19 protein-coding genes are annotated in these 18,375 nt (G+C 70.4%); 15 read left to right on the top strand and 4 right to left on the bottom strand.

Going from position 1 to position 18,375, the window contains the following annotated elements; genetic code table 11:
- Positions 1 to 714 (top strand): SDR family oxidoreductase, encoded by a 714-nt coding sequence (locus R9X44_RS18650; protein WP_319815471.1) that lies wholly within the window; start codon positions 1 to 3, stop codon positions 712 to 714.
- A 59-nt stretch (positions 715 to 773) separates the two neighbouring features.
- Here the strand turns inward: R9X44_RS18650 and R9X44_RS18645 are convergent, their stop codons facing one another.
- Complete coding sequence (locus R9X44_RS18645; RefSeq protein WP_319815470.1) at positions 774 to 1,919, bottom strand: NADH-quinone oxidoreductase subunit D; 1,146 nt, start codon at positions 1,917 to 1,919, stop codon at positions 774 to 776.
- 84 nt (positions 1,920 to 2,003) lie between these two features.
- Here R9X44_RS18645 and R9X44_RS18640 point away from each other — a divergent pair, with 84 nt between their 5' ends.
- Together R9X44_RS18640 and R9X44_RS18635 are read left to right on the top strand one after the other, a co-directional pair.
- The gene (locus R9X44_RS18640; RefSeq protein ID WP_319815469.1) at positions 2,004 to 2,543 is read left to right on the top strand and encodes a PH domain-containing protein; all 540 of its coding nucleotides are present in this window, start codon (positions 2,004 to 2,006) and stop codon (positions 2,541 to 2,543) included.
- Positions 2,540 to 3,865 (top strand): PH domain-containing protein, encoded by a 1,326-nt coding sequence (locus R9X44_RS18635; protein WP_319815468.1) that lies wholly within the window; start codon positions 2,540 to 2,542, stop codon positions 3,863 to 3,865. The genes R9X44_RS18640 and R9X44_RS18635 overlap by 4 nt, the downstream gene beginning before the upstream one ends.
- Before the next feature lie 59 nt (positions 3,866 to 3,924).
- Here R9X44_RS18635 and R9X44_RS18630 read toward each other — a convergent pair whose 3' ends face one another.
- Positions 3,925 to 4,185, bottom strand: a complete 261-nt coding sequence (locus R9X44_RS18630; protein WP_319815467.1) for a chaplin family protein — start codon at positions 4,183 to 4,185, stop codon at positions 3,925 to 3,927.
- A 218-nt stretch (positions 4,186 to 4,403) separates the two neighbouring features.
- Here R9X44_RS18630 and R9X44_RS18625 point away from each other — a divergent pair, with 218 nt between their 5' ends.
- The 8 genes from R9X44_RS18625 to lysX all read left to right on the top strand — a co-directional run bounded on the left by R9X44_RS18625 (position 4,404) and on the right by lysX (position 13,515).
- Entirely contained in the window at positions 4,404 to 5,648 is a 1,245-nt protein-coding gene (locus tag R9X44_RS18625; RefSeq protein WP_319815466.1) for an SAM-dependent methyltransferase, read from the top strand.
- A 260-nt stretch (positions 5,649 to 5,908) separates the two neighbouring features.
- Complete coding sequence (locus R9X44_RS18620; RefSeq protein WP_319815465.1) at positions 5,909 to 6,793, top strand: Rossmann-like and DUF2520 domain-containing protein; 885 nt, start codon at positions 5,909 to 5,911, stop codon at positions 6,791 to 6,793.
- 14 nt (positions 6,794 to 6,807) lie between these two features.
- The gene (panC, locus tag R9X44_RS18615) at positions 6,808 to 7,647 is read left to right on the top strand and encodes a pantoate--beta-alanine ligase (RefSeq protein ID WP_319815464.1); all 840 of its coding nucleotides are present in this window, start codon (positions 6,808 to 6,810) and stop codon (positions 7,645 to 7,647) included.
- On the top strand, positions 7,647 to 8,060 hold the full coding sequence (gene panD / locus R9X44_RS18610) for an aspartate 1-decarboxylase (RefSeq protein WP_319815463.1): 414 nt from the start codon (positions 7,647 to 7,649) through the stop codon (positions 8,058 to 8,060). Before panC ends, panD begins: the two co-directional genes overlap by 1 nt.
- A 106-nt stretch (positions 8,061 to 8,166) precedes the next feature.
- Positions 8,167 to 9,798 (top strand): L-aspartate oxidase, encoded by a 1,632-nt coding sequence (locus R9X44_RS18605; RefSeq protein ID WP_319815462.1) that lies wholly within the window; start codon positions 8,167 to 8,169, stop codon positions 9,796 to 9,798.
- Entirely contained in the window at positions 9,798 to 10,679 is an 882-nt protein-coding gene (gene nadC, locus R9X44_RS18600) for a carboxylating nicotinate-nucleotide diphosphorylase (protein WP_319815461.1), read from the top strand. The genes R9X44_RS18605 and nadC overlap by 1 nt, the downstream gene beginning before the upstream one ends.
- Positions 10,679 to 11,467, top strand: coding sequence for a type III pantothenate kinase (locus tag R9X44_RS18595; RefSeq protein ID WP_319815460.1), 789 nt, complete (start codon positions 10,679 to 10,681; stop codon positions 11,465 to 11,467). The genes nadC and R9X44_RS18595 overlap by 1 nt, the downstream gene beginning before the upstream one ends.
- A 530-nt stretch (positions 11,468 to 11,997) precedes the next feature.
- Positions 11,998 to 13,515, top strand: a complete 1,518-nt coding sequence (gene lysX, locus R9X44_RS18590) for a bifunctional lysylphosphatidylglycerol synthetase/lysine--tRNA ligase LysX (RefSeq protein WP_319815459.1) — start codon at positions 11,998 to 12,000, stop codon at positions 13,513 to 13,515.
- Between the two features lies 1 nt (position 13,516).
- Here the strand turns inward: lysX and R9X44_RS18585 are convergent, their stop codons facing one another.
- The gene (locus tag R9X44_RS18585) at positions 13,517 to 14,494 is read right to left on the bottom strand and encodes a LacI family DNA-binding transcriptional regulator (protein WP_319815458.1); all 978 of its coding nucleotides are present in this window, start codon (positions 14,492 to 14,494) and stop codon (positions 13,517 to 13,519) included.
- Between the two features lie 384 nt (positions 14,495 to 14,878).
- On the opposite strand from R9X44_RS18585, the gene R9X44_RS18580 reads away from it, so the two are divergent.
- The gene (locus R9X44_RS18580) at positions 14,879 to 15,097 is read left to right on the top strand and encodes a LuxR C-terminal-related transcriptional regulator (protein ID WP_123670976.1); all 219 of its coding nucleotides are present in this window, start codon (positions 14,879 to 14,881) and stop codon (positions 15,095 to 15,097) included.
- Positions 15,098 to 15,176: 79 nt separating this feature from the next.
- Here R9X44_RS18580 and R9X44_RS18575 read toward each other — a convergent pair whose 3' ends face one another.
- A complete protein-coding gene (locus R9X44_RS18575; RefSeq protein ID WP_319815457.1) occupies positions 15,177 to 16,136 on the bottom strand; it encodes an NlpC/P60 family protein in 960 nt (319 codons plus the stop codon).
- Between the two features lie 123 nt (positions 16,137 to 16,259).
- On the opposite strand from R9X44_RS18575, the gene R9X44_RS18570 reads away from it, so the two are divergent.
- The 3 genes from R9X44_RS18570 (at position 16,260) to R9X44_RS18560 (ending at position 18,279) form a co-directional block, all read left to right on the top strand.
- Complete coding sequence (locus R9X44_RS18570; RefSeq protein ID WP_319815456.1) at positions 16,260 to 16,772, top strand: amino-acid N-acetyltransferase; 513 nt, start codon at positions 16,260 to 16,262, stop codon at positions 16,770 to 16,772.
- A 166-nt stretch (positions 16,773 to 16,938) separates the two neighbouring features.
- Positions 16,939 to 17,499, top strand: a complete 561-nt coding sequence (locus R9X44_RS18565; protein ID WP_319815455.1) for an RDD family protein — start codon at positions 16,939 to 16,941, stop codon at positions 17,497 to 17,499.
- 444 nt (positions 17,500 to 17,943) lie between these two features.
- Positions 17,944 to 18,279, top strand: coding sequence for an Lsr2 family protein (locus tag R9X44_RS18560; RefSeq protein WP_319815454.1), 336 nt, complete (start codon positions 17,944 to 17,946; stop codon positions 18,277 to 18,279).
- The last annotated feature ends 96 nt before the right edge of the window (positions 18,280 to 18,375 follow it).

Below are 18,375 nucleotides of genomic sequence, written 5' to 3'. Positions count from 1 at the left end.
ATGGAGATCGCGGGTTCGGTCGCGCTGGTGACCGGGGCGAACCGGGGGATCGGGCGGCGTTACGTCGCCGAGCTGCTCGCCCGGGGCGTCGCGCGGGTCTACGCGACCGCGCGACGGCCTGAGCTGATCGACGCGTCCGACAAGCGGGTCACGCCGCTGCGCCTCGACCTGCTGGACGAGAAGTCGATCATCGAGGCCGCCGACGCCGCCCGGGACGTCACGCTGCTGGTGAACAACGCGGGGATCTCGACGGGGGCGAACCTGCTCACCGACGACCTCGACCTGGTCCGCGAGGATCTGGAGACCCACCTTTTCGGGACGCTCAGGGTCATCCGGGCGTTCGCCCCGATTCTCGGATCCAACGGCGGCGGGGCGATCGTGAACGTGCTGTCCGTGCTGTCGTGGGTGGCGACGCCGGCAGCCGGGGCCTATTCCGTGGCGAAAGCGGCGGAGTGGGGCATGACGAACGGGGTGCGGCTCGAACTCGCCGGGCAGGGGACCCTGGTCCAGGGGGTGCATCTCGGCGCGGCGGACACCGACATGATGGCGGGCCGCGAGGGGCCGCGGATCGACCCCGACGACGTCGCGCGCGCGAGCCTCGACGGGGTCGCGACCGGCCAGATCGAGGTGCTCGTCGACGAGCCCGCGCGCTTCGTCAAGGCCGCGCTGTCGGGCGACCCCGCGCGGCTCTACGGGACACCTGAGCGCGCTTAGCGGTCGATGTCGCCGACCACGTTGCGATCCTCGGTCATATGACCGCCACGGAACGTAGTCTAACGGTCTACGTCGCCGACCACGAAGAACATGCTGCCGAGGATGGCGATCATGTCGGCGACAAGGAGGCCGTTGAGCATCTCCGGGAGGACCTGGATGTTGCTGAAGCTCGCGCTGCGGAGCTTGAGCCGCCACGGGGTCTTCTCGCCGCGTGAGACGAGGAAGTAGCCGTTCAGGCCGAGGGGGTTCTCGGTCCACGCGTAGGTGTGGCCGTAGGGGATCTTGAGGATCTTCGGCAGCCGCTGGTTGACGGGTCCGGGCGGCAGGTCGGCGAGCCGGTCGAGGCAGGCGTCGGCGAGGTCGAGCGAGACCCGCGTCTGGTCGAGCAGGCACTCGAAGCGGGCGAGGCAGTCGCCCTCGGTCCTGGTGACGACGGGGACGTCGAGTTCGCCGTACGCGAGGTAGGGCTCGTCGCGGCGCAGGTCGAAGTCGACGCCGGACGCCCGCGCGATCGGCCCGCTCACCCCGTACTGGAGGATCTGTTCGCGGCTGAGGACGCCGATGCCCCGGGTGCGCGCCCGGAAGATCTCGTTGCCGAGGATGAGGTCGGCGATGTCGTCGAGCCGGGACCTGACGAGCGCGACCGCCTGACGGGTCCGTCCCGTCCAGCCGAAGGGCAGATCCTCCTTCAGCCCGCCGACGCGGTTGAACATGAAGTGCATACGCCCGCCGGAAACCTCCTCGAGGACGCGCTGAATCTCCTCCCTTTCCCGGAACGCGTAGAACATCGGGGTGATCGCGCCGACCTCAAGCGGGTAGGACCCGAGGAACATGAGGTGGTTGAGGATCCGGTTCAGCTCGGCGAGGAGCGTGCGCGCCCACACGGCCCGCTCCGGCACCTCCATGCCGAGCATCCGTTCCGCGGCCATGACGACGCCGAGTTCGTTGGAGAACGCCGACAGCCAGTCGTGCCGGTTGGCCAGCATGATGATCTGGCGCAGGTCGCGCACCTCGAACAGCTTCTCCGCGCCGCGGTGCATGTATCCGAGGATCGGCTCGCACGCGGCGATGCGCTCGCCGTCGAGGGTGAGGCGCAGCCGGAGCACCCCGTGGGTCGACGGGTGCTGCGGCCCGATGTTGAGGACCATGTCCTCGGTGCCGAGTTCCTTGGCTCCTGCGCCGATCCCGACTGTGCGCGTCTCCATGGACGCCATGGTGACAGAAGCCGGGTCGGCGGTGCGCCGCGCGGCGGTGTCGCGCGGACGGCGTTTCGGGTTGACTGGGGCGCGATGAACGAGCAGCCGCAGATGATGCCGCCGGAGCCGTACCGTCAGCGCAGCCGTGAGGAGGCGTTCGGGCCTCCGCTCGGCACGCAGTGGTGGGGGTTGTCGCCGCGTTACCGGTGGCACCGCAGGATCTCCGCGCTCGCGGTCGCGGTGCTGGTCGGGCCGGTGGGCGCGCTCGTGGTGTCGCGGTCGGCGGGCGGCGTCGGGGTGCTGCTGTGGTCGGTGGTGGTGCTGCTCGGGCTCGCGGTCGCGTGGGTGGCGGCCGAGCAGGAGTACCGGGCGTGGGGGTTCCTTGAGCGGGCCGACGACCTCGTCATCACGTCGGGGGTTTTCGGGCGGCGCATCGTTGTCGTGCCTTATGGGCGGATGCAGTTCGTCGACGTGACGTCGGGGCCGTTGGAGCAGGTGCTCGGGCTCGCGACGGTGCGGCTGCACACGGCGGCGGCGACCACCGACGCGCGGGTGCCCGGCCTGCCGACGGCCGTGGCCGACCAGTTGCGCGACAGGCTCGCGCGGCGCGGCGACGAGGGGCAGGGCCTGTGACGCCGTACCTCGCGATGCCGCCGCGCCCCGCGTGGCCGACGGCCGGGGCGCGCCGCCTGCACTGGGCGACCGCCCCGCTGCGCGCGCTCAACATCTTCGTCGTCTACCTCGTGCTGCTCGGGCTGTGGCTGCTCGTCGTGCCCGCGCAGGACGGGACGCTGACGATCCCGATCGTCCGGGTCATCCTGTTCATCGCGGTCTCGGTGCCCGTCGCGGTGGTCGCGGCGGGCGTCGGGGTGTGGCACTGGTGGGCGCTGCGCTACTGGATCGAGGGCGACGACCTCGTCGTGGACGCCGGGATCGTGCGCAGCAGGATCCGGCGCATCCCGCTGTCGCGGATGCAGGGCGTCGACGTCGTGCGGCCGCTGGTCGGCAGGGCGCTCGGCCTCTCGGAGGTGCATCTCGAGCTCGCGGGCGGATCGTCGGCGCAGATCACGCTGCGTTATCTGGGCGAGCACGAGGCGCGCGCGTTGCGGGCCGAGCTGCTTGCGCTCGCGGCGGGGCTGCCGCCGCACACCCCCGAGGCCCCGGAGCGGCCGATCGGACGTGTGTCGCTCGGCGTGCTCTTCGCCTCGCTGATGCTGCGGGTCCCGGTGCTCGCCGCGATCGCCGCGTTCTTCGGGCTCGTGGCGTTCGGGATCGTCTTCAAGGAGCTCGCGGTGCTCGCCGTCGCGGTGCCGTTGCTGCTCGGGCTGCTGCGCGGGGTCATCGCGCCGCTCGTGCTGTACACGGAGTTCTCGGTGGCGGTCGCGCCCGACGGGATCCGGCTGCGTTACGGGCTCTTCGAGACGCGTTCGCAGACTGTGCCGCCCGGCAGGATTCAGGCGGTGCGGGTGGTGGAGCCGCTGATGTGGCGGTCGTTCGGCTGGGCGCGGGTCGAGGTGACCGTCGCGGGGTACAGCGGGGACCGTCAGGCGCTGTCGTCGACGCTTGTGCCGGTCGCGCCCACGTTCGCGGCTTTCGACCTGGTCTCCGAGGTTTTTCCCGGGGTGTCGGTGCAGAAGGTCGCGCTGACGGACTCGCTGTCCGGACGCGCGGCCGCCGGCGTCTCGCGCGACGTGTTCGTGACGCGGCGCGGGCTCGCCTGCCGGACATGGGACGTCGTCGCGCTCGCGCGCGCGCAGTCCGTCCGGATGACGGCGTCGCCGTGGCAGCGGCTGACGGGCCGGGCGACCGTGCACGTCGACGTGCCGCCGGGGCCCGTGCACGTCGCGGCGGTCGACCGTGGGGTGGTCGAGGCACGCGAGCTCACCGACGACGCGGTGACGCGCGCGGCCCTGGCGCGCACGGGCGCGGCGCGGACCGAGCGGTGGGCGCGGTAGGCGCCGGATAAGCGAACGGCCGGCGGCCCCGTGGGGACCGCCGGCCGTGTCGGAGCGACTTAGAAGTCGTTCTTGACCGCGACGCCGCTGTCGGAGCAGGAGCCGCTGGCGATGCCCAGGACCGCGATGCCGTTGCCGCAGAGGTTGACCGGGATCGAGATCGGGGCGATCAGCTGGATGCCCGTGAGGAGGCCGGTGTTGTTGTTGTTCTCCGGCCCGTCGTTACCGCCGTTGCTGGCGAACGCCTGGCCGGCGCCGCCGAGCACGCCGAAGGCGGTGAGGGCGAGCAGACCGGTGCCGGCGATTTTCTTGAGCGACATTGAAGGAGATCCTCCTGGTACGTGGACGAAGCATCGGAGCAATGCCGCCCCGAACTCTCACGTGGAGTAGTTATTCAGCTACTCGCCGGTAGTGGGTCGCATATTCGAGCACGATTACTCGATTAGGAGGCAAGGATCACCATCCCTTTACCTTCCGTGGTCGGTATGTCATGGAATCTGGGGGGTCCACGGCGACACGGGTGTGTCACGCTTGTGGCGTGAACGGGTGGCGCGAGGCGATGGAAGCGGCCCTGTACGGTCCGGACGGCTTCTACCGGACGCAGAGTCCCAGGCGACATTTCCGGACTTCGGTGCACGCGTCGTCGCTGTTCGCGGAGGCCGTCGCACGGCTGCTCCGCGAGGTCGACGACGCGCTCGGCAAGCCCGCTCAGCTCGACTTCGTGGACATGGGCGCGGGTGACGGGGCCCTCGCCGAAGGGGTCCTCGAGGCGCTGCCCGAGCAGGTTCGGCGACGGGTTCTGGCGACCGCCGTGGAGGTCGCGCCGAGGCCGTCACGGACGGTGACCGGGCTGGTCTGGACGACCGAGCCGCCCGAGCGCGTCACGGGGTTGATCTTCGCGAACGAGTGGCTCGACAACGTGCCGCTCGACGTGGTCGTGCGCACGCCGGACGGGCCGAGGCTCGTCCTCGTGGACGCCTCGGGCACGGAACGGCTCGGCCCCGAGCCCGCCGAGGCCGACCTCGCGTGGCTCGCGCGCTGGTGGCCGCACGGCGACCGCGCCGAGATCGGACGCACCCGCGACGCCGCCTGGACGGCCCTCGTCGGCCGCCTGGACGCGGGCGTCGCCGTCGCCGCCGACTATGCCCACACGGCGGCGACCCGCCGCCCGACCCTGACCGCCTACCGCGACGGCCTCCTCACCTCCCCGACCCCCGACGGCACCTGCGACCTCACCGCCCACGTGGCCCTCGACTCCGCCGCCGCAGCCGCCCAGACCGCCTCGAACCCCCCAGCGCCTCCGGCCCGGCCACCCACGCCAGACCGTCAGGCGTCCGCGCCGGACTGTCAGGCGGATTCGGGCTCGGTGGGTGCGCCTGACGACGCCGCCCCTGGGTACGTCAGCCGGAACGGCGGTGCCGTCCCGCCGGGCGCCAGGTCGGCCGGCGGGACGGCGGCCGAGGCCGCCTCGCGGGGCGTCGCGGAGGCTGGGGGCGTGCCCGCGACGGCCTCTCCGAGGACTCCCCTGGCGACGGTGCGGACCACTCAGCGCGCGGCGCTGCGCGCTCTTGGCGTCACCGGCGTCCGGCCGCCGCGGGAGCTCGCGGTGGCCGATCCCCGCGCCTATCTGCGGAGCCTGGCGCGGGCCGGGGAGTGCGCCGAGCTGACCGACCCCGGAGGGCTCGGCGGCTTCGGCTGGCTGATGCAGTCGAGGGGGGTGTGCCTCGACGGGTTCGGGGAGGCCGAACCCAGGGCGACCGCCGCCCACGGCCTGACCGGGTGAGTACCGGACCGGCGGTCGCCGGGACCCCTGAATCCATCCGGAGAACTCGCCTTAGGCGCCTCCCTTCACCGTGTGTGATGGTGGTGTCGCAGAAACCACCTTGGCCTGTGCGGACCCGGGGCGGCTATGGCCTCGGGGCGACCTTTTGGTGACCGATCAGCTACCACGGGTCAGGACGGGTGTCAGGAGAGCAGCCGGAGGCGTTGGGTACCCTTGGCTGTCGCAACCGTCCGGTACCCCTTGCGAGGACTGGAACGTTCATGGATATGCCTTCTCAGCGACCCGGCAGGCTCAAGGTCGGCGTCGTCGGCGCGGGCCGCGTCGGCTCCGTCCTGGCCGCGGCGCTCCAGCGCGCCGGGCACACCGTCGTGGCGGCCTCGGCCGTCTCGTCGCGTCAGCGCGCTCAGACGGTCCTGCCCGGGGTGCCTTTCGTGCCCGCGCAGGAGGTCGTCAAGGCCGCCGACCTCGTGCTCCTCACCGTCCCCGATGACGCGCTCGCCGGGCTCGCCGCGGGGATCGTCGCGGCGGGCGAGCCCGTCCAAGGCAAGCTGTTCGCTCACGCGAGCGGACGGCATGGCGCGGGCGTCCTCGACCCTCTGACGCGTGCGGGCGGCCTGCCTTTGGCGCTGCACCCCGTCATGACCTTCACCGGACGCCCTGACGACGTCGCCCGCCTCGCCGGCATCTCGTTCGGCGTCACGTCCCCCGGCCCTCTGCGCCCGATAGCCGAGGCCCTCGTTGTCGAGATGGGTGCGGAGCCCGTCTGGATCGAGGAGGAGAACCGCACCCTGTACCACGCGGCTTTGGCGGCGGGAGCGAACCACTTGGTAACGCTGGTGGTGGAGGCGTCGGGGCTGCTGCGCAAGGCGGGGGTCGCCGAGCCCGGCCGGATGCTCGGTCCGCTCCTGGGGGCCGCCCTCGACAACGGCCTGCGCCTGGGCGGACAGGGCCTGACGGGCCCGGTCGCGCGCGGTGACGCGGGCACCGTCGCGGGGCACGTCGCGGCCCTTGCGGAGGCCGAGCCCGACGCCGTCGCGGCCTACCTGGCGCTGGCGCGGCGCACCGCCGATCTCGCCCTCGACGCGGGCCTGCTGAAGCCGGAGGACGCCGAGCGCCTGCTCGGCGCGCTGTCGGACCCCCGATGAACGGAAGGACCCCGATGATCGTTCACACAGTCGCCGACCTGCGCCGGGAACGCCGGAAACTGCCGGGCCGGGTCGCATTCGTCCCGACAATGGGGGCTTTGCACGAGGGGCACCGCGCGCTCATCCGGGCGGCGAAGGAGTCCGCCGAGCACGTCGTGGTGAGCGTTTTTGTGAACCCGCTCCAGTTCGGCGAACAGGCCGATCTCGACAGATACCCCCGCACCCTCGACGCCGACGCCGCCATCTGCGCCGAGGAGGGCGCGGAGCTCGTGTTCGCGCCCTCGGCGGCCGAGGTCTACCCCCGTCCCCTCGAGGTCTCGGTGCAGACCGGGCGGATGGGCGAGATCGTCGAGGGGGCGGCGCGGCCCGGTCACTTCGACGGGATGGCGACAGTCGTCGCGAAGCTTTTTGGAATGGTCAGTCCGGATCTGGCGTTTTTCGGACAGAAGGACGCGCAGCAGCTCGCGATCGTTCGTCGGCTTTCTGAGGATCTGAACCTCGACGTGGAGATCGTCGCGGTTCCGACGGTCCGCGAGCCCGACGGGTTCGCCCTGTCGAGCCGCAACCGGTTCCTGTCGCCCGAGGAGCGGGTGACGGGCCTCGCCTTGTCCCGCGCGCTCTTCGCGGGCCGTGACGCGGTCGCCGAGGGCCCCGAGGCGGTATTGGCCGCCGCAGGGCCGGTCCTCGAAGCCGCCGCCAAGGCCGACCCCCCGCTTGCGCTCGACTATCTGGTGCTCGCCGACCCGGCGACGTTCACGCAAGTCCCCTCCGGACACCGAGGTCCGGCTGTCCTCGCCGTCGCCGGACGCGTCGGCGCCACCCGGCTGATCGACAACCTCCCCCTGGAGTTCTGATGTTCCGCACCATGTTCAAGTCCAAGATCCACCGCGCCACGGTGACCCAGGCCGACCTGCACTACGTCGGGTCGGTCACCATCGACGCCGATCTCATGGACGCGGCCGACCTGCTGCCCGGCGAGCAGGTGCAGATCGTGGACATCACCAACGGCGCGCGCCTTGAGACCTATGTGATCGAGGGGCCGCGCGGCACCGGCGTCATCGGGATCAACGGGGCCGCGGCGCACCTTGTGCACCCGGGCGACCTGGTGATCGTCATCAGCTACGCGGCGATGAGCGACGCCGACGCGCGCGCGTTCCGGCCGTCGGTGGTGCACGTGGACGGCGACAACCGGATCGTGCTGCTCGGCGACGACCCGGCCGAGCCCGTCCCCGGCACTGACACGCGGCGTCCCGACCTCGTCGGCTGATACGTAGCGGACGTCCGGCAAGGTTCCGGACTTCGTGTGACACCCCCGGAGGAATGCCTCGAAAGGGTTTAGTGTCATACTGACGAAAACCCCCGAGGAGGGCCCGATGATCGAGGAGCTCGCGGCAGGAGTGCCGGGCTGGAGTGTGGACACCGACGTCGTCGTGATCGGTTCCGGCATCGCCGGGCTCGTCGCGGCCATCCGCGCGTCCGGGCAGGGCAGGGTGCTGCTCGTCACCAAGGCGCTGCTCGACGCGGGCTCCACCCGGTGGGCGCAGGGCGGCATCGCCGCCGCGCTCGCGCCCGAGGACAGCCCCGAGGAGCACCTCGCCGACACCCTCACCGCGGGGGTCGGCCTGTGCGACGCCGACGCCGTGCGCGCGCTCGTCACCGAGGGCCCCGACGCCGTCCGGCGGCTGATCGAGGCGGGCGCGCACTTCGACGTCGGCCCCGACGGAACCGTCTCGCTGACGCGCGAGGGCGGCCACCACAGACGCCGCATCGCGCACGCGGGCGGCGACGCGACGGGCGCGGAGATCAGCCGCGCGCTGCTCGCCGCGCTCAAGCAGACCGACGGCGTCGAGGTCATCGAGAACGCGCTCGTGCTCGACCTCCTCATGGCCGGGGGCCGCGCGGCGGGCGTCACCCTGCACGTGATGGGCGAGGGCACCCGTGACGGCGTCGGCGCGGTCCGCGCGCGGGCCGTGGTCCTGGCGACGGGCGGGCTCGGCCAGGTGTTCGCCGCGACGACCAACCCCGAGGTCTCCACCGGCGACGGCGTCGCGCTCGCGATGCGCGCCGGGGCCGAGGTCGCCGACCTCGAGTTCGTGCAGTTCCACCCGACGGTCATGTGGCTCGGACCCGACGCCCAAGGCCAGCAGCCGCTCATCTCCGAGGCCGTGCGCGGTGAAGGCGCGCACCTCGTGGACGCGCAAGGCGAGCGCTTCATGGTCGGCCGTCACGAACTCGCCGAACTGGCTCCGCGTGACGTCGTCGCCAAGGGCATCATGAACCGGATGCGCGAGACGGGCGAGCCCTGCATGTGGCTCGACGGACGCCACCTCGGGGCCGACTTCTGGGAGTCGCGCTTCCCCAACATCCTTGCGAGCTGCCGTCAGCACGGCGTCGACCCCGTAACCGACCCGATCCCTGTGGTCCCCGCAGCGCACTACGCCAGCGGAGGCGTACGGACCGACCTCTACGGCCGCACCTCTATCCCCGGCCTGTACGCGTGCGGGGAAGTGGCCTGCACGGGCGTTCACGGGGCCAACCGCTTGGCGTCCAACTCGCTGCTCGAAGGGCTCGTCTTCGCCGAGCGCATAGGACAGGCCGTCAAGGACGACCTCACGCTGCCGGTCCCGAGGCCCGAGCCGTCGGACCGTTCCGTTGGGCTCCTCGACCCTTCGGTGCGCGCGGACGTCCAGAAGACGATGAGCGCGTACTGCGGCGTCCTGCGCAACGCGGAAGGGCTCGCAGAGGCCGAGCGCGAGCTTGCGCGGCTCGCCGGACGCACGTCTGCGCAGCCGTGCGTCGAGGCGTGGGAGGCCACCAACCTCCACCAGGTCGCCACCGCCGTCGTGGCGGCCGCCGCTCAGCGCGCTGAGACGCGCGGCAGCCACTGGCGCGAGGACTTCCCCGACAGAGACGACGCGGCCTGGCTCGGCCGCCTCGTCGGACGTGCCGCCGGACAGGGCTACCGGCTGGCCTTCCACCCCACGACCGCATCGAAGGGCGAGTGATGACACCGGAGCTTCAGGGACGCCTGCGCGCCGAGGGACTTGATCCGGAACGGGTCGCCGGGCTCGTGCGCGTCGCGCTCGCCGAGGACGGCGACGCCGACGTCACCAGCGAGCCCATCTTCGACCCCGGGCAGGTGTCGACGGCCGACTTCACCGCGCGCGCCGAGGGCGTCGTCGCGGGACTGCTCGTGGCCGAGACGGTCTGCGAGATCCTGCTCGGCGACCGTGCCGTGCTCGAGCCGAAGGTGAAGGACGGCGAACGCGTCGGCAAGGGCGACGTCCTGCTGACGGTCACCGCGCCCACGGTCGGGCTGCTGCGCGCCGAGCGGATAGCGCTCAACTTCCTCACGCACCTGTCCGGCATCGCCACCCAGACCGCGCGGTGGGTGGCGGCGCTGGAGGGCACCAAGGCGCGCGTGCGCGACAGCCGCAAGACGCTGCCCGGCCTGCGCGCGTTGCAGAAGTGGGCGGTGCGCTGCGGAGGCGGCGTCAACCACCGGATGTCCCTTGCGGACGCCGCCCTCATCAAGGACAACCACGTCGCGGCTGCCGGGGGCGTCACCGCGGCGTTCGAGGCGGTCCGCGCGCGTTACCCCGAGCTGCACATCCAGGTCGAAGTGGACACCCTTGACCAGCTTCGTGAGGCATTGACGGCCGGAGCGACCGACATTCTGCTGGACAATATGACGGACTCCACGATGGCCGAGGCGGTTCGCCTGACGGCCGGTCGAGCGACCCTCGAAGCGTCCGGCGGTCTCTCCCTTGACAGGGCCCGAGACGCCGCCGTGACCGGTGTGGACTACCTTGCGGTCGGCGGGTTGACGCATTCCGCGTCCGCCCTCGACATCGGCCTTGACTTCCGTCCAGTAGCGGGGACCTGATGCTTCTCACCATCGACGTCGGCAACACCCACACCGTGCTCGGCCTTTTTGAGGGCGACGAGGTGATCGAGCACTGGCGCATCAACACTGATCCGCGGCGCACCGCCGACGAGATCGCCGTGGTGCTCCAGGGCCTGGTCAACCAGAGCCCGCTGCTCGTGGACACCGACATCAGCGGAATCGCCCTGTGTTCGACGGTTCCGTCGGTGCTGCACGAGATGCGTGAGATGTGCCGTCGGTACTACGGCGACGTGCCCGCCGTCATCGTCGAGCCGGGTGTGAAGACGGGCGTCCCGGTCAGGATGGACAACCCTAAGGAAGTCGGGTCCGACCGGATCGTCAACTCCCTCGCGGCGATCAACCTCTACGGCGGGCCCGCGATCGTCGTGGACTTCGGCACGGCCACCACGTTCGACTGCATCTCCGCCAAGGGCGAGTACGTCGGCGGCGCGATCGCCCCCGGCATCGAGATCTCCATCGACGCCCTGTCCGTGCGCGGCGCACAACTCCACAAGATCGAACTCGTCCGCCCCCGGCACGTCATCGCCAAGAACACCGTCGAAGCCCTCCAGTCCGGCATCATCTTCGGCTTCGCCGGCCAGGTCGACGGCCTCGTAGACCGCATGGCAGAAGAACTCTCCGACAACCCCGACGAAGTCAAAGTCGTCGCCACCGGCGGCCTGGCCCCCCTAGTCCTAGAAGAAGCCCGCAGCATCGACGCCTTCGAACCCTGGCTAACCCTCCACGGCCTCCGCCTAATCTACGAACGCAACATCGGCGGCTCGTAATACTGGCCCGCCCTCCGGCCCTGGGGGCCTACGGGCGGGCTGTGATCGGGCGCTTCGCGAACCTGGGCTGCCCCTCCGGCCCTGGGGGGCCTCCGGGGCAGCCCAGGGCGCCCGATCACGTGAGGGGCCGCGCCTGGCGGCGCTCCCTTAGACCCGCGGTCCGCTTGGGCCGCGCCTGGCGGCGCTCCCTGGAACGTGTCCCGAGGGTGTGGCGTGGGGCGCTTGGGGCGCTTCCTTGAAGCAGCGAGCGCGTTGGGTCGCGCTTGGCGGCGCTCGCTTAGACCCCCGGTTCGCTTGGGTCGCGCTTGGCGGCGCTTCCTGGAACGTGTCCCGAGGTGTGACGTGGCGCGATTGGGGTCGCTTCCTTGAAACTGGGGGTGCGTTGGGTCGCGGCTTGGTGGTGCTTTCTGGGGGCCGGGCGGGTGAGGGTTGAGGCTTCTTCTCTTCCCCGCAGTCCCGAAGGGACTGCGGGGTTGGGTTTTCCACATAGCGCGTTCGCCTTAAAAATCAGTCGTCGGTAGCCTGACACCGTGAGTGAGCAGAGCTATGACGCGGGCCAGGGCGGCGGCTATGCCGATGTGCCCGAGCAGATGCGTGTGCGCCTGGAGAAGGTGGCGCGGCTGCGGGAGAGCGGCGTCGACCCCTACCCGGTGAACTTTCCGCGCACGCACACCATCGCGGAGGTGCGCGCCAAATACCCCGACCTTGAGCCGGGGACCGAGACGGGGGAGAAAGTCGCGATCGCGGGGCGGGTCATGCTCTCGCGGATCGGCGGCAAGCTGTGCTTCGCGACGCTGCGCGACGGCACCGGCGACCTGCAGGTGATGGTCTCGCTCGCCGGGGTCGGCGAGGAGGCCCTGGCGGCCTGGAAGGGCGACGTCGACCTGGGCGACCACGTGGGCGTCGAGGGCGAGGTGATCTCGTCCAAGCGCGGTGAGCTCTCGGTCATGGCCGAGCGCTGGGTGCTGACGTCCAAGTGCCTGCGGCCGCTGCCGGAGAAGCACGCGGGGCTCACCGACCCCGAGGCGCGCGTCAGGTACCGGTATGTCGACCTCATCGTCAACGACGAGGCGCGCAAGATGGCGCGGCTGCGCAGCGACACCGTGCGCGCGGTCCGCGACTTCTGGCACGAGGAGGGCTACCTCGAGGTCGAGACGCCGATGCTGCAGCCGATCCACGGCGGCGCGACGGCGCGTCCGTTCAAGACGCACATCAACGCCTACGACATGGAGCTGTACCTCCGTATCGCGATCGAGCTGTACCTGAAGCGGCTCGTCGTGGGCGGCGTGGAGAAGGTCTTCGAGATCAACCGCAACTTCCGCAACGAGGGCGCGGACTCCACGCACAACCCCGAGTTCACCATGCTCGAGGCGTACGGCACGTACCTCGACTACAACGACATGGCCGACCTCACCCAGCGCATGTACCAGAAGGCCGTGGTCGCCGCGCTCGGCCACTCGGTCGTGGTGCACGACGGCAAGGAGTACGACCTAAGCCTTCCGGTGTGGCCGCGCATCACCCTGTACGGGTCGGTGTCGGAGGCGCTGGGCGAGGAGATCACCCCGCACACGCCGATCGAGCAGGTGCGCAAGCTCGCCGACGGGCGCGAGATCCACTGGGACCCCAAGTGGGGCCAGGGCAAGCTGGTCCAGGAGATCTTCGAGGAACTCGTCGAGCACACCCTGCTGCAGCCGACGTTCGTCATGGACTACCCGCTGGAGACGTCGCCGCTCACCAGGCAGCACCGCGCCGAGCCGCTGCTGACCGAGAAGTGGGACCTCATCGGGTTCGGCACGGAGCTGGGCACCGCCTACTCCGAGCTGGTCGACCCGATCGAGCAGCGCCGCCGCCTCACCGAGCAGTCGTTGCTGGCCGCCGGCGGCGACCCGGAGGCGATGCAGCTCGACGAGGACTTCCTGCGCGCGCTGGAGTACGCGATGCCGCCCACGGGCGGCATGGGCGCCGGGATCGACCGGATGATCATGGCGTTCACCGGCAAGAACATCCGCGAGACGATCCTGTTCCCGCTGGTCAAGCCGGGATCCTAGGTCACGAGGCGGATTCCCGGACCACCAGTTCCGGGTTCAGCACCACGTTCTTGCCTTCGACGCCGGTGAGCGCCAGCTCCGTCGCGATCCTTCCGAGGTCGCGGCGGGGTTGGCGCACCGTCGTCAGCGGGACCACCGCCGTGGCGGCGGGCGCGATGTCGTCGTAGCCGACCACGGCCACCTCCTGCGGGATCTTCACCCCGCCGCGCACGAGCTCGTTGACGACGCCGATCGCCATGAGGTCGTTGGCGCACAGGATGCCGTCGGGGAGCGTTCCAAAGTCCATGAGGCGCTGCGCCGCGCTGCGGCCGGCGGCGGTGGTCAGCGCGGTCTCGGCGATGGTGAGCGGAGGGGCGTGCCCCGCCCTGGTCAGGGCGCGCAGCGCGCCCGCGCGACGCTGCCGCAGCGGCGGCGTCTCCGGCTCGACGGTGACGACGGCGAGGTCGTGCCTGCCGAGCGCGGTGAGGTGTTCGGCGGCGAGCCGCCCGCCCTCCACATGGTCGACCCCGACGGAGCTCGCGCCCGCCCCGGGGACCTTCCGGTCGACGAGGACGACGGCGATCCCGTGCGCGCGCAGCCGTCCGATCCGGCGCGCGTCGAGCCCGACGGGCGTCACGATGAGCCCCGAGACGCCCTGCTCCTCGAGGAAGTCGACGCAGCGCCGCTCCTTCTCCGGTGAGCCGTCGCTCGTGCACCACAGGACGTCGAAGCCGCCTTCGTTCAGCGCGGCCTCCGCGCCGCGTGCGACGTCGGTGAAATAGGGGTTCGCGATGTCCTCGACGAGTACTCCGAGTGTTCGCCCGGAGCCCTTGCGGAGGGCGCGCGCCGCCTCGTTGCGGACGAAGCCGAGCTCCTCGATGGCCGCGAGCACCCGAACTCTGGTCGCTTCGGCTACCTGCTCTGGCCGGTTTAGGACATTCGAAACGGTCCCAACTGAGACTCCCGCGCGTCGAGCCACCTCACGAATACTCGCTCGCATCAGCCCACTCCCCTCCGGTACGGGACGTGTTCTCGCAGGTTAACGCCATATCGTTCGCGAAAGGCCGTCTTGGACGGCACGGGACGTGGTGGGATGATCACTTTTAGCGCTCTTTGGGACCTTGACGGTCCAGATCCGGCCGCCTAGCGTTCCGGACCGTAGGGACCTTGAAACGATTCACGGAACGGGAAGGGGAAGGCTGCAACCGATGTCCCCTCTCTCAAGCCGACGTTACTCACAGTTCCCCGCGAACGGCCCGCAAACGACGCATCGGCCGAGTCCGGCCACCGACAGAACCGAGACCGAGAACCATTGCCCGTGCAGCCGCCAGGCTGCGCCCCCGCGGTCGCCCATCGACGAGGGAGGAATGGAGTGGAACAGGCCATGCTCGCACGCAGGGCGTTCGACGAACCTCGGCTGAGCGAGGACGAACTCAAGTTGCTCGCCCAGATCGCCAGCGGAGTCACCGCCGACGTCGCGGCGCGCAAGCTTGAGCTGAGCGCCAGGACCCTGCGCCGCAGGCTCCGGACCATCTGCGACCGGCTCGACGTCAACACCCCCATCGAGGCCGTCGTCTGGGCGGCCCGCAGGCAGCTCATCTGATCCGCCCGCCGCCCGTGGGAACCCCTCAGGTCCCGCGGGCGGCGTCATGCCGTCCGCGCGGCCGGGGCGGACGCGTCGCTCAGGCGATGCGGACGGCCCCCGCCCAGGGGCGGCCGGCGATCGGCGCGATCTTCACCACGTCGCCGGTCCGCGGCGCGTGCACCATCTGGCCGTCGCCGATGTACAGGCCGACGTGGTGCAGGTCGTTGTAGAAGAAGACGAGGTCGCCCGGCTGGAGGTCCTCGCGTGAGATGTGGGTGCCGGCGTTCCACTGGCTGCCGGTGTAGTGCGGCAGGCTGATGCCGACCCGCGCGTAGGCCCACATGACGAGGCCCGAGCAGTCGTAGGAGCTCGGCCCGGCCGCGCCCCACACGTACGGCTTGCCGAGCTGGCCGAGCGCGTACCGCAGCGCCTCGGCGGCCTTGCCCGCGCCCGGAACGGGCGGGATGTCCACGACCTTGCCCGGGTCCTCCCGGACGATCTTGTCGCGGATCTTCGTGTACTGCTTCTTCAGGTCGTCCTGGCGCTCGGTGAGCTGCTGCTTGAGATCCCTGACCTGCTTGGCGCGGTCGTCGGCGGACTTCTGCGCCCGGTTGGCCGACTGCATCGCCGACAGCAGCGTCATGACGCGGGTGCCGTCCTGGTTGGCGAAGTAGCTGAGGGTCGCGCTCTGGTCGAGGAACGCCTGGGGGTCGTCGGAGGTCGCGAGCAGGAACGCCTGGTCCGACGTCGTGCCGCCGGTCATGTAGCTCGTCGCGGCGAGCGTGCCGACGCGCTCGGCCGCGTTGTCCATGGCCTTCTGCTGCCGCCTGGCGTTCTCCCTGGCGACCTTCGCCGCGCGCTCGGCCTGCTTCAGCTTGACCTTGAGACCGTTGATCTCCTCGCTGACGGTCTCCAGTTCCTCGTGGATCTCCTCGATCTTCTTCATCGGGTCGGGCTCGGCGTGGGCGACGCCGGGGGCCGCGACGCCGGGGACGACGAGGGCGGAGACGAGCAGGGCGCTGGCGACGGCGAGCAGACGGCTTCGGGCGTGCTTCACGGTCTTCCTCTCCTGGGCCGCCTAGGGCTCGGCGAGGAGACTAACGAAAACCCCGGTCCGTGCCAACCGGAACCGTGCACGGGTCGGCGAAAGCGCTGTCCTGCGGATAGTCTCGGCGTCACTATGGAGTTGACGATCCGGAGGGCGCGCACGCCCGACGTCCGCGCTATCCGGCGGCTGGTCGACACCTATGGCGGGCAGGGCCGCCGCCTCCTCCAGAAGAGCACGGTCAAGCTCTATGAGGACATGCAGGAGTTCTGGGTGGCGGACGCCCCCGGAAACGGCGGAGTCATCGGCTGCGGGGCCCTGCATGTGATCTGGGAGGACCTCGCCGAGGTGCGGACCGTCGCAATCGACCCCGAATGCAGGGGTCTGGGCATCGGCCACCAGATCGTCGAGCGGCTGCTGGAGACCGCGCGGGATCTCGGGATCAGGCGGGTTTTCTGCCTCACCTTCGAAGTGGACTTCTTCGCGCGCCACGGCTTCACCGAGATCCAGGGCACCCCGGTGTCCCACGACGTCTATGAAGAGCTCCTTCGCTCCTATGACGACGGCGTCGCGGAGTTCCTGGATCTGGACCGGGTGAAGCCGAACACCCTGGGCAACACCCGGATGCTGCTTCGCTTGGAGGAATGACGTCATCATGAGTGGACCCCCCAACCCGTATGGCCCCGGAGGGGGATATGGGCCTCCCCAGCCGCAAGGCGGACCTCCGCAGGGGCAGGGATTTCAAGGACGTCCCGGATTTTCCGATCCGGGACGCGCCCAAGGCGGCCGTTCGCCCGAGCCGCCCCGTCCGCCGGTGCGTCCGGCGGGCCCGCATCCGGCCGAGAGCCTTCCGCTCGCGGCATTCCGTCCTCGCGCGCTCGCCCGGCTGATCGACGCCGGACTGGTGTGGGCGCTCGGATTCGCCGTGCTGTTCCCGATCGTGCTCGCCTCGATCGGCGTGAACAAGGAAGAGGACGGCGTCTGGTCCGGCCCGGTGCTGTGGACCACATTCATCGTCGTCGCCGTCATCCCGTTCCTGTACGAGGCCGTCCAGTTGGCGGTGTGGGGGCGGACCCTCGGCAAACGGCAGATCGGGCTGCGGGTGGTGCTGGCCGACCCGGCCGGCGAGCCGCTGCCCATCATGACCGCGGTCTACCGCGCGGCGATCAACAATCTCGGCTACATGCTGGGCATTTTTCTGTTCCTCCTCCTGGGCGTGAAGGTGTGGTCCTTCTTCGTCTTCTTGATGTTCGTGGCCGCGGCCGGGGTCTTCATGGCCTACGCCTGGTCCGTCTGGGACAGGCCGCTCTTCCAGTCCATCCATGACCGTTACGCCGGTACTGTCGTGGTCGATGACCGCGCCGACTGGTCATAGGGTCAGGCCATAACGTTCCCCCCTAAGGGGAGATGCTCATCACACGAAGGCCGTCCGGAAGCATCTTCCGGACGGCCTTCGTCGCGTCCGGGCGGATCAAGCAATTCTCACCCCATATCTCCGGGTATATCTGGTGTGGGAGGCGCCGCGGAGCCACGGTGATGGGTTAAAGGTGGCATCTGCGTTGGATTCGGGTGGGAATCCATGATCGACTTGTCGCCCGAGATGGCCTCGGCATGAATCTTCCGTTGGAATCCGGCACGATTACGGTCCGTCACATCCCGGGAGCGAAAACTCAGGCGGGCGCTGAATTGTCATCGGCAGTCGTCGGGTATATCTTTGGCAACCGAATGAACTATCGCCGGGCTCGCCCGATCGGTGCGCGACCCTATCGGTGTCCGACTCGAGTGCCCCGGCTCTACCGATTGCTGAAAGGCCAGCCCCATGGCACGCGAAACTATTGTTCGTCTGGTCGACGATCTCGACGGCGGCGCGGCGGACGAGACCGTGTCGTTCTCGCTCGATGGCGCGGCCTATGAGATCGACCTGAGCTCCGAGAACGCCAAGAAGCTGCGCGATTCTCTCGCCGCGTTCGTGGAGCACTCACGCCGCGCCGGCGCGGCCAAGCGCGGCCGTGCCGCAGGGCCCGCCAAGCGCGGCGCGTCCAACCGCGAGCGCAGCGCCGACATCAGGGCCTGGGCCAAGGGCCAGGGCATCAAGGTCAACGAGCGGGGCCGCATCCCGGCCTCCGTGGTGGAGCAGTACGACGCCGCACACTGAGCGCGCGGCGCACATCAGCGAACGGCCCGTCCCGCCCTGTGCGGAGGCGGGCCGTTCGCTTGTGGCGTACCCGAAAGTCCCAACAGAAGCGGGAAA

It is taken from the genome of Actinocorallia sp. A-T 12471, assembly GCF_033875155.1.
Classification (GTDB): domain Bacteria; phylum Actinomycetota; class Actinomycetes; order Streptosporangiales; family Streptosporangiaceae; genus Actinocorallia.
This window is presented reverse-complemented; position numbering and strand designations above follow the sequence as displayed.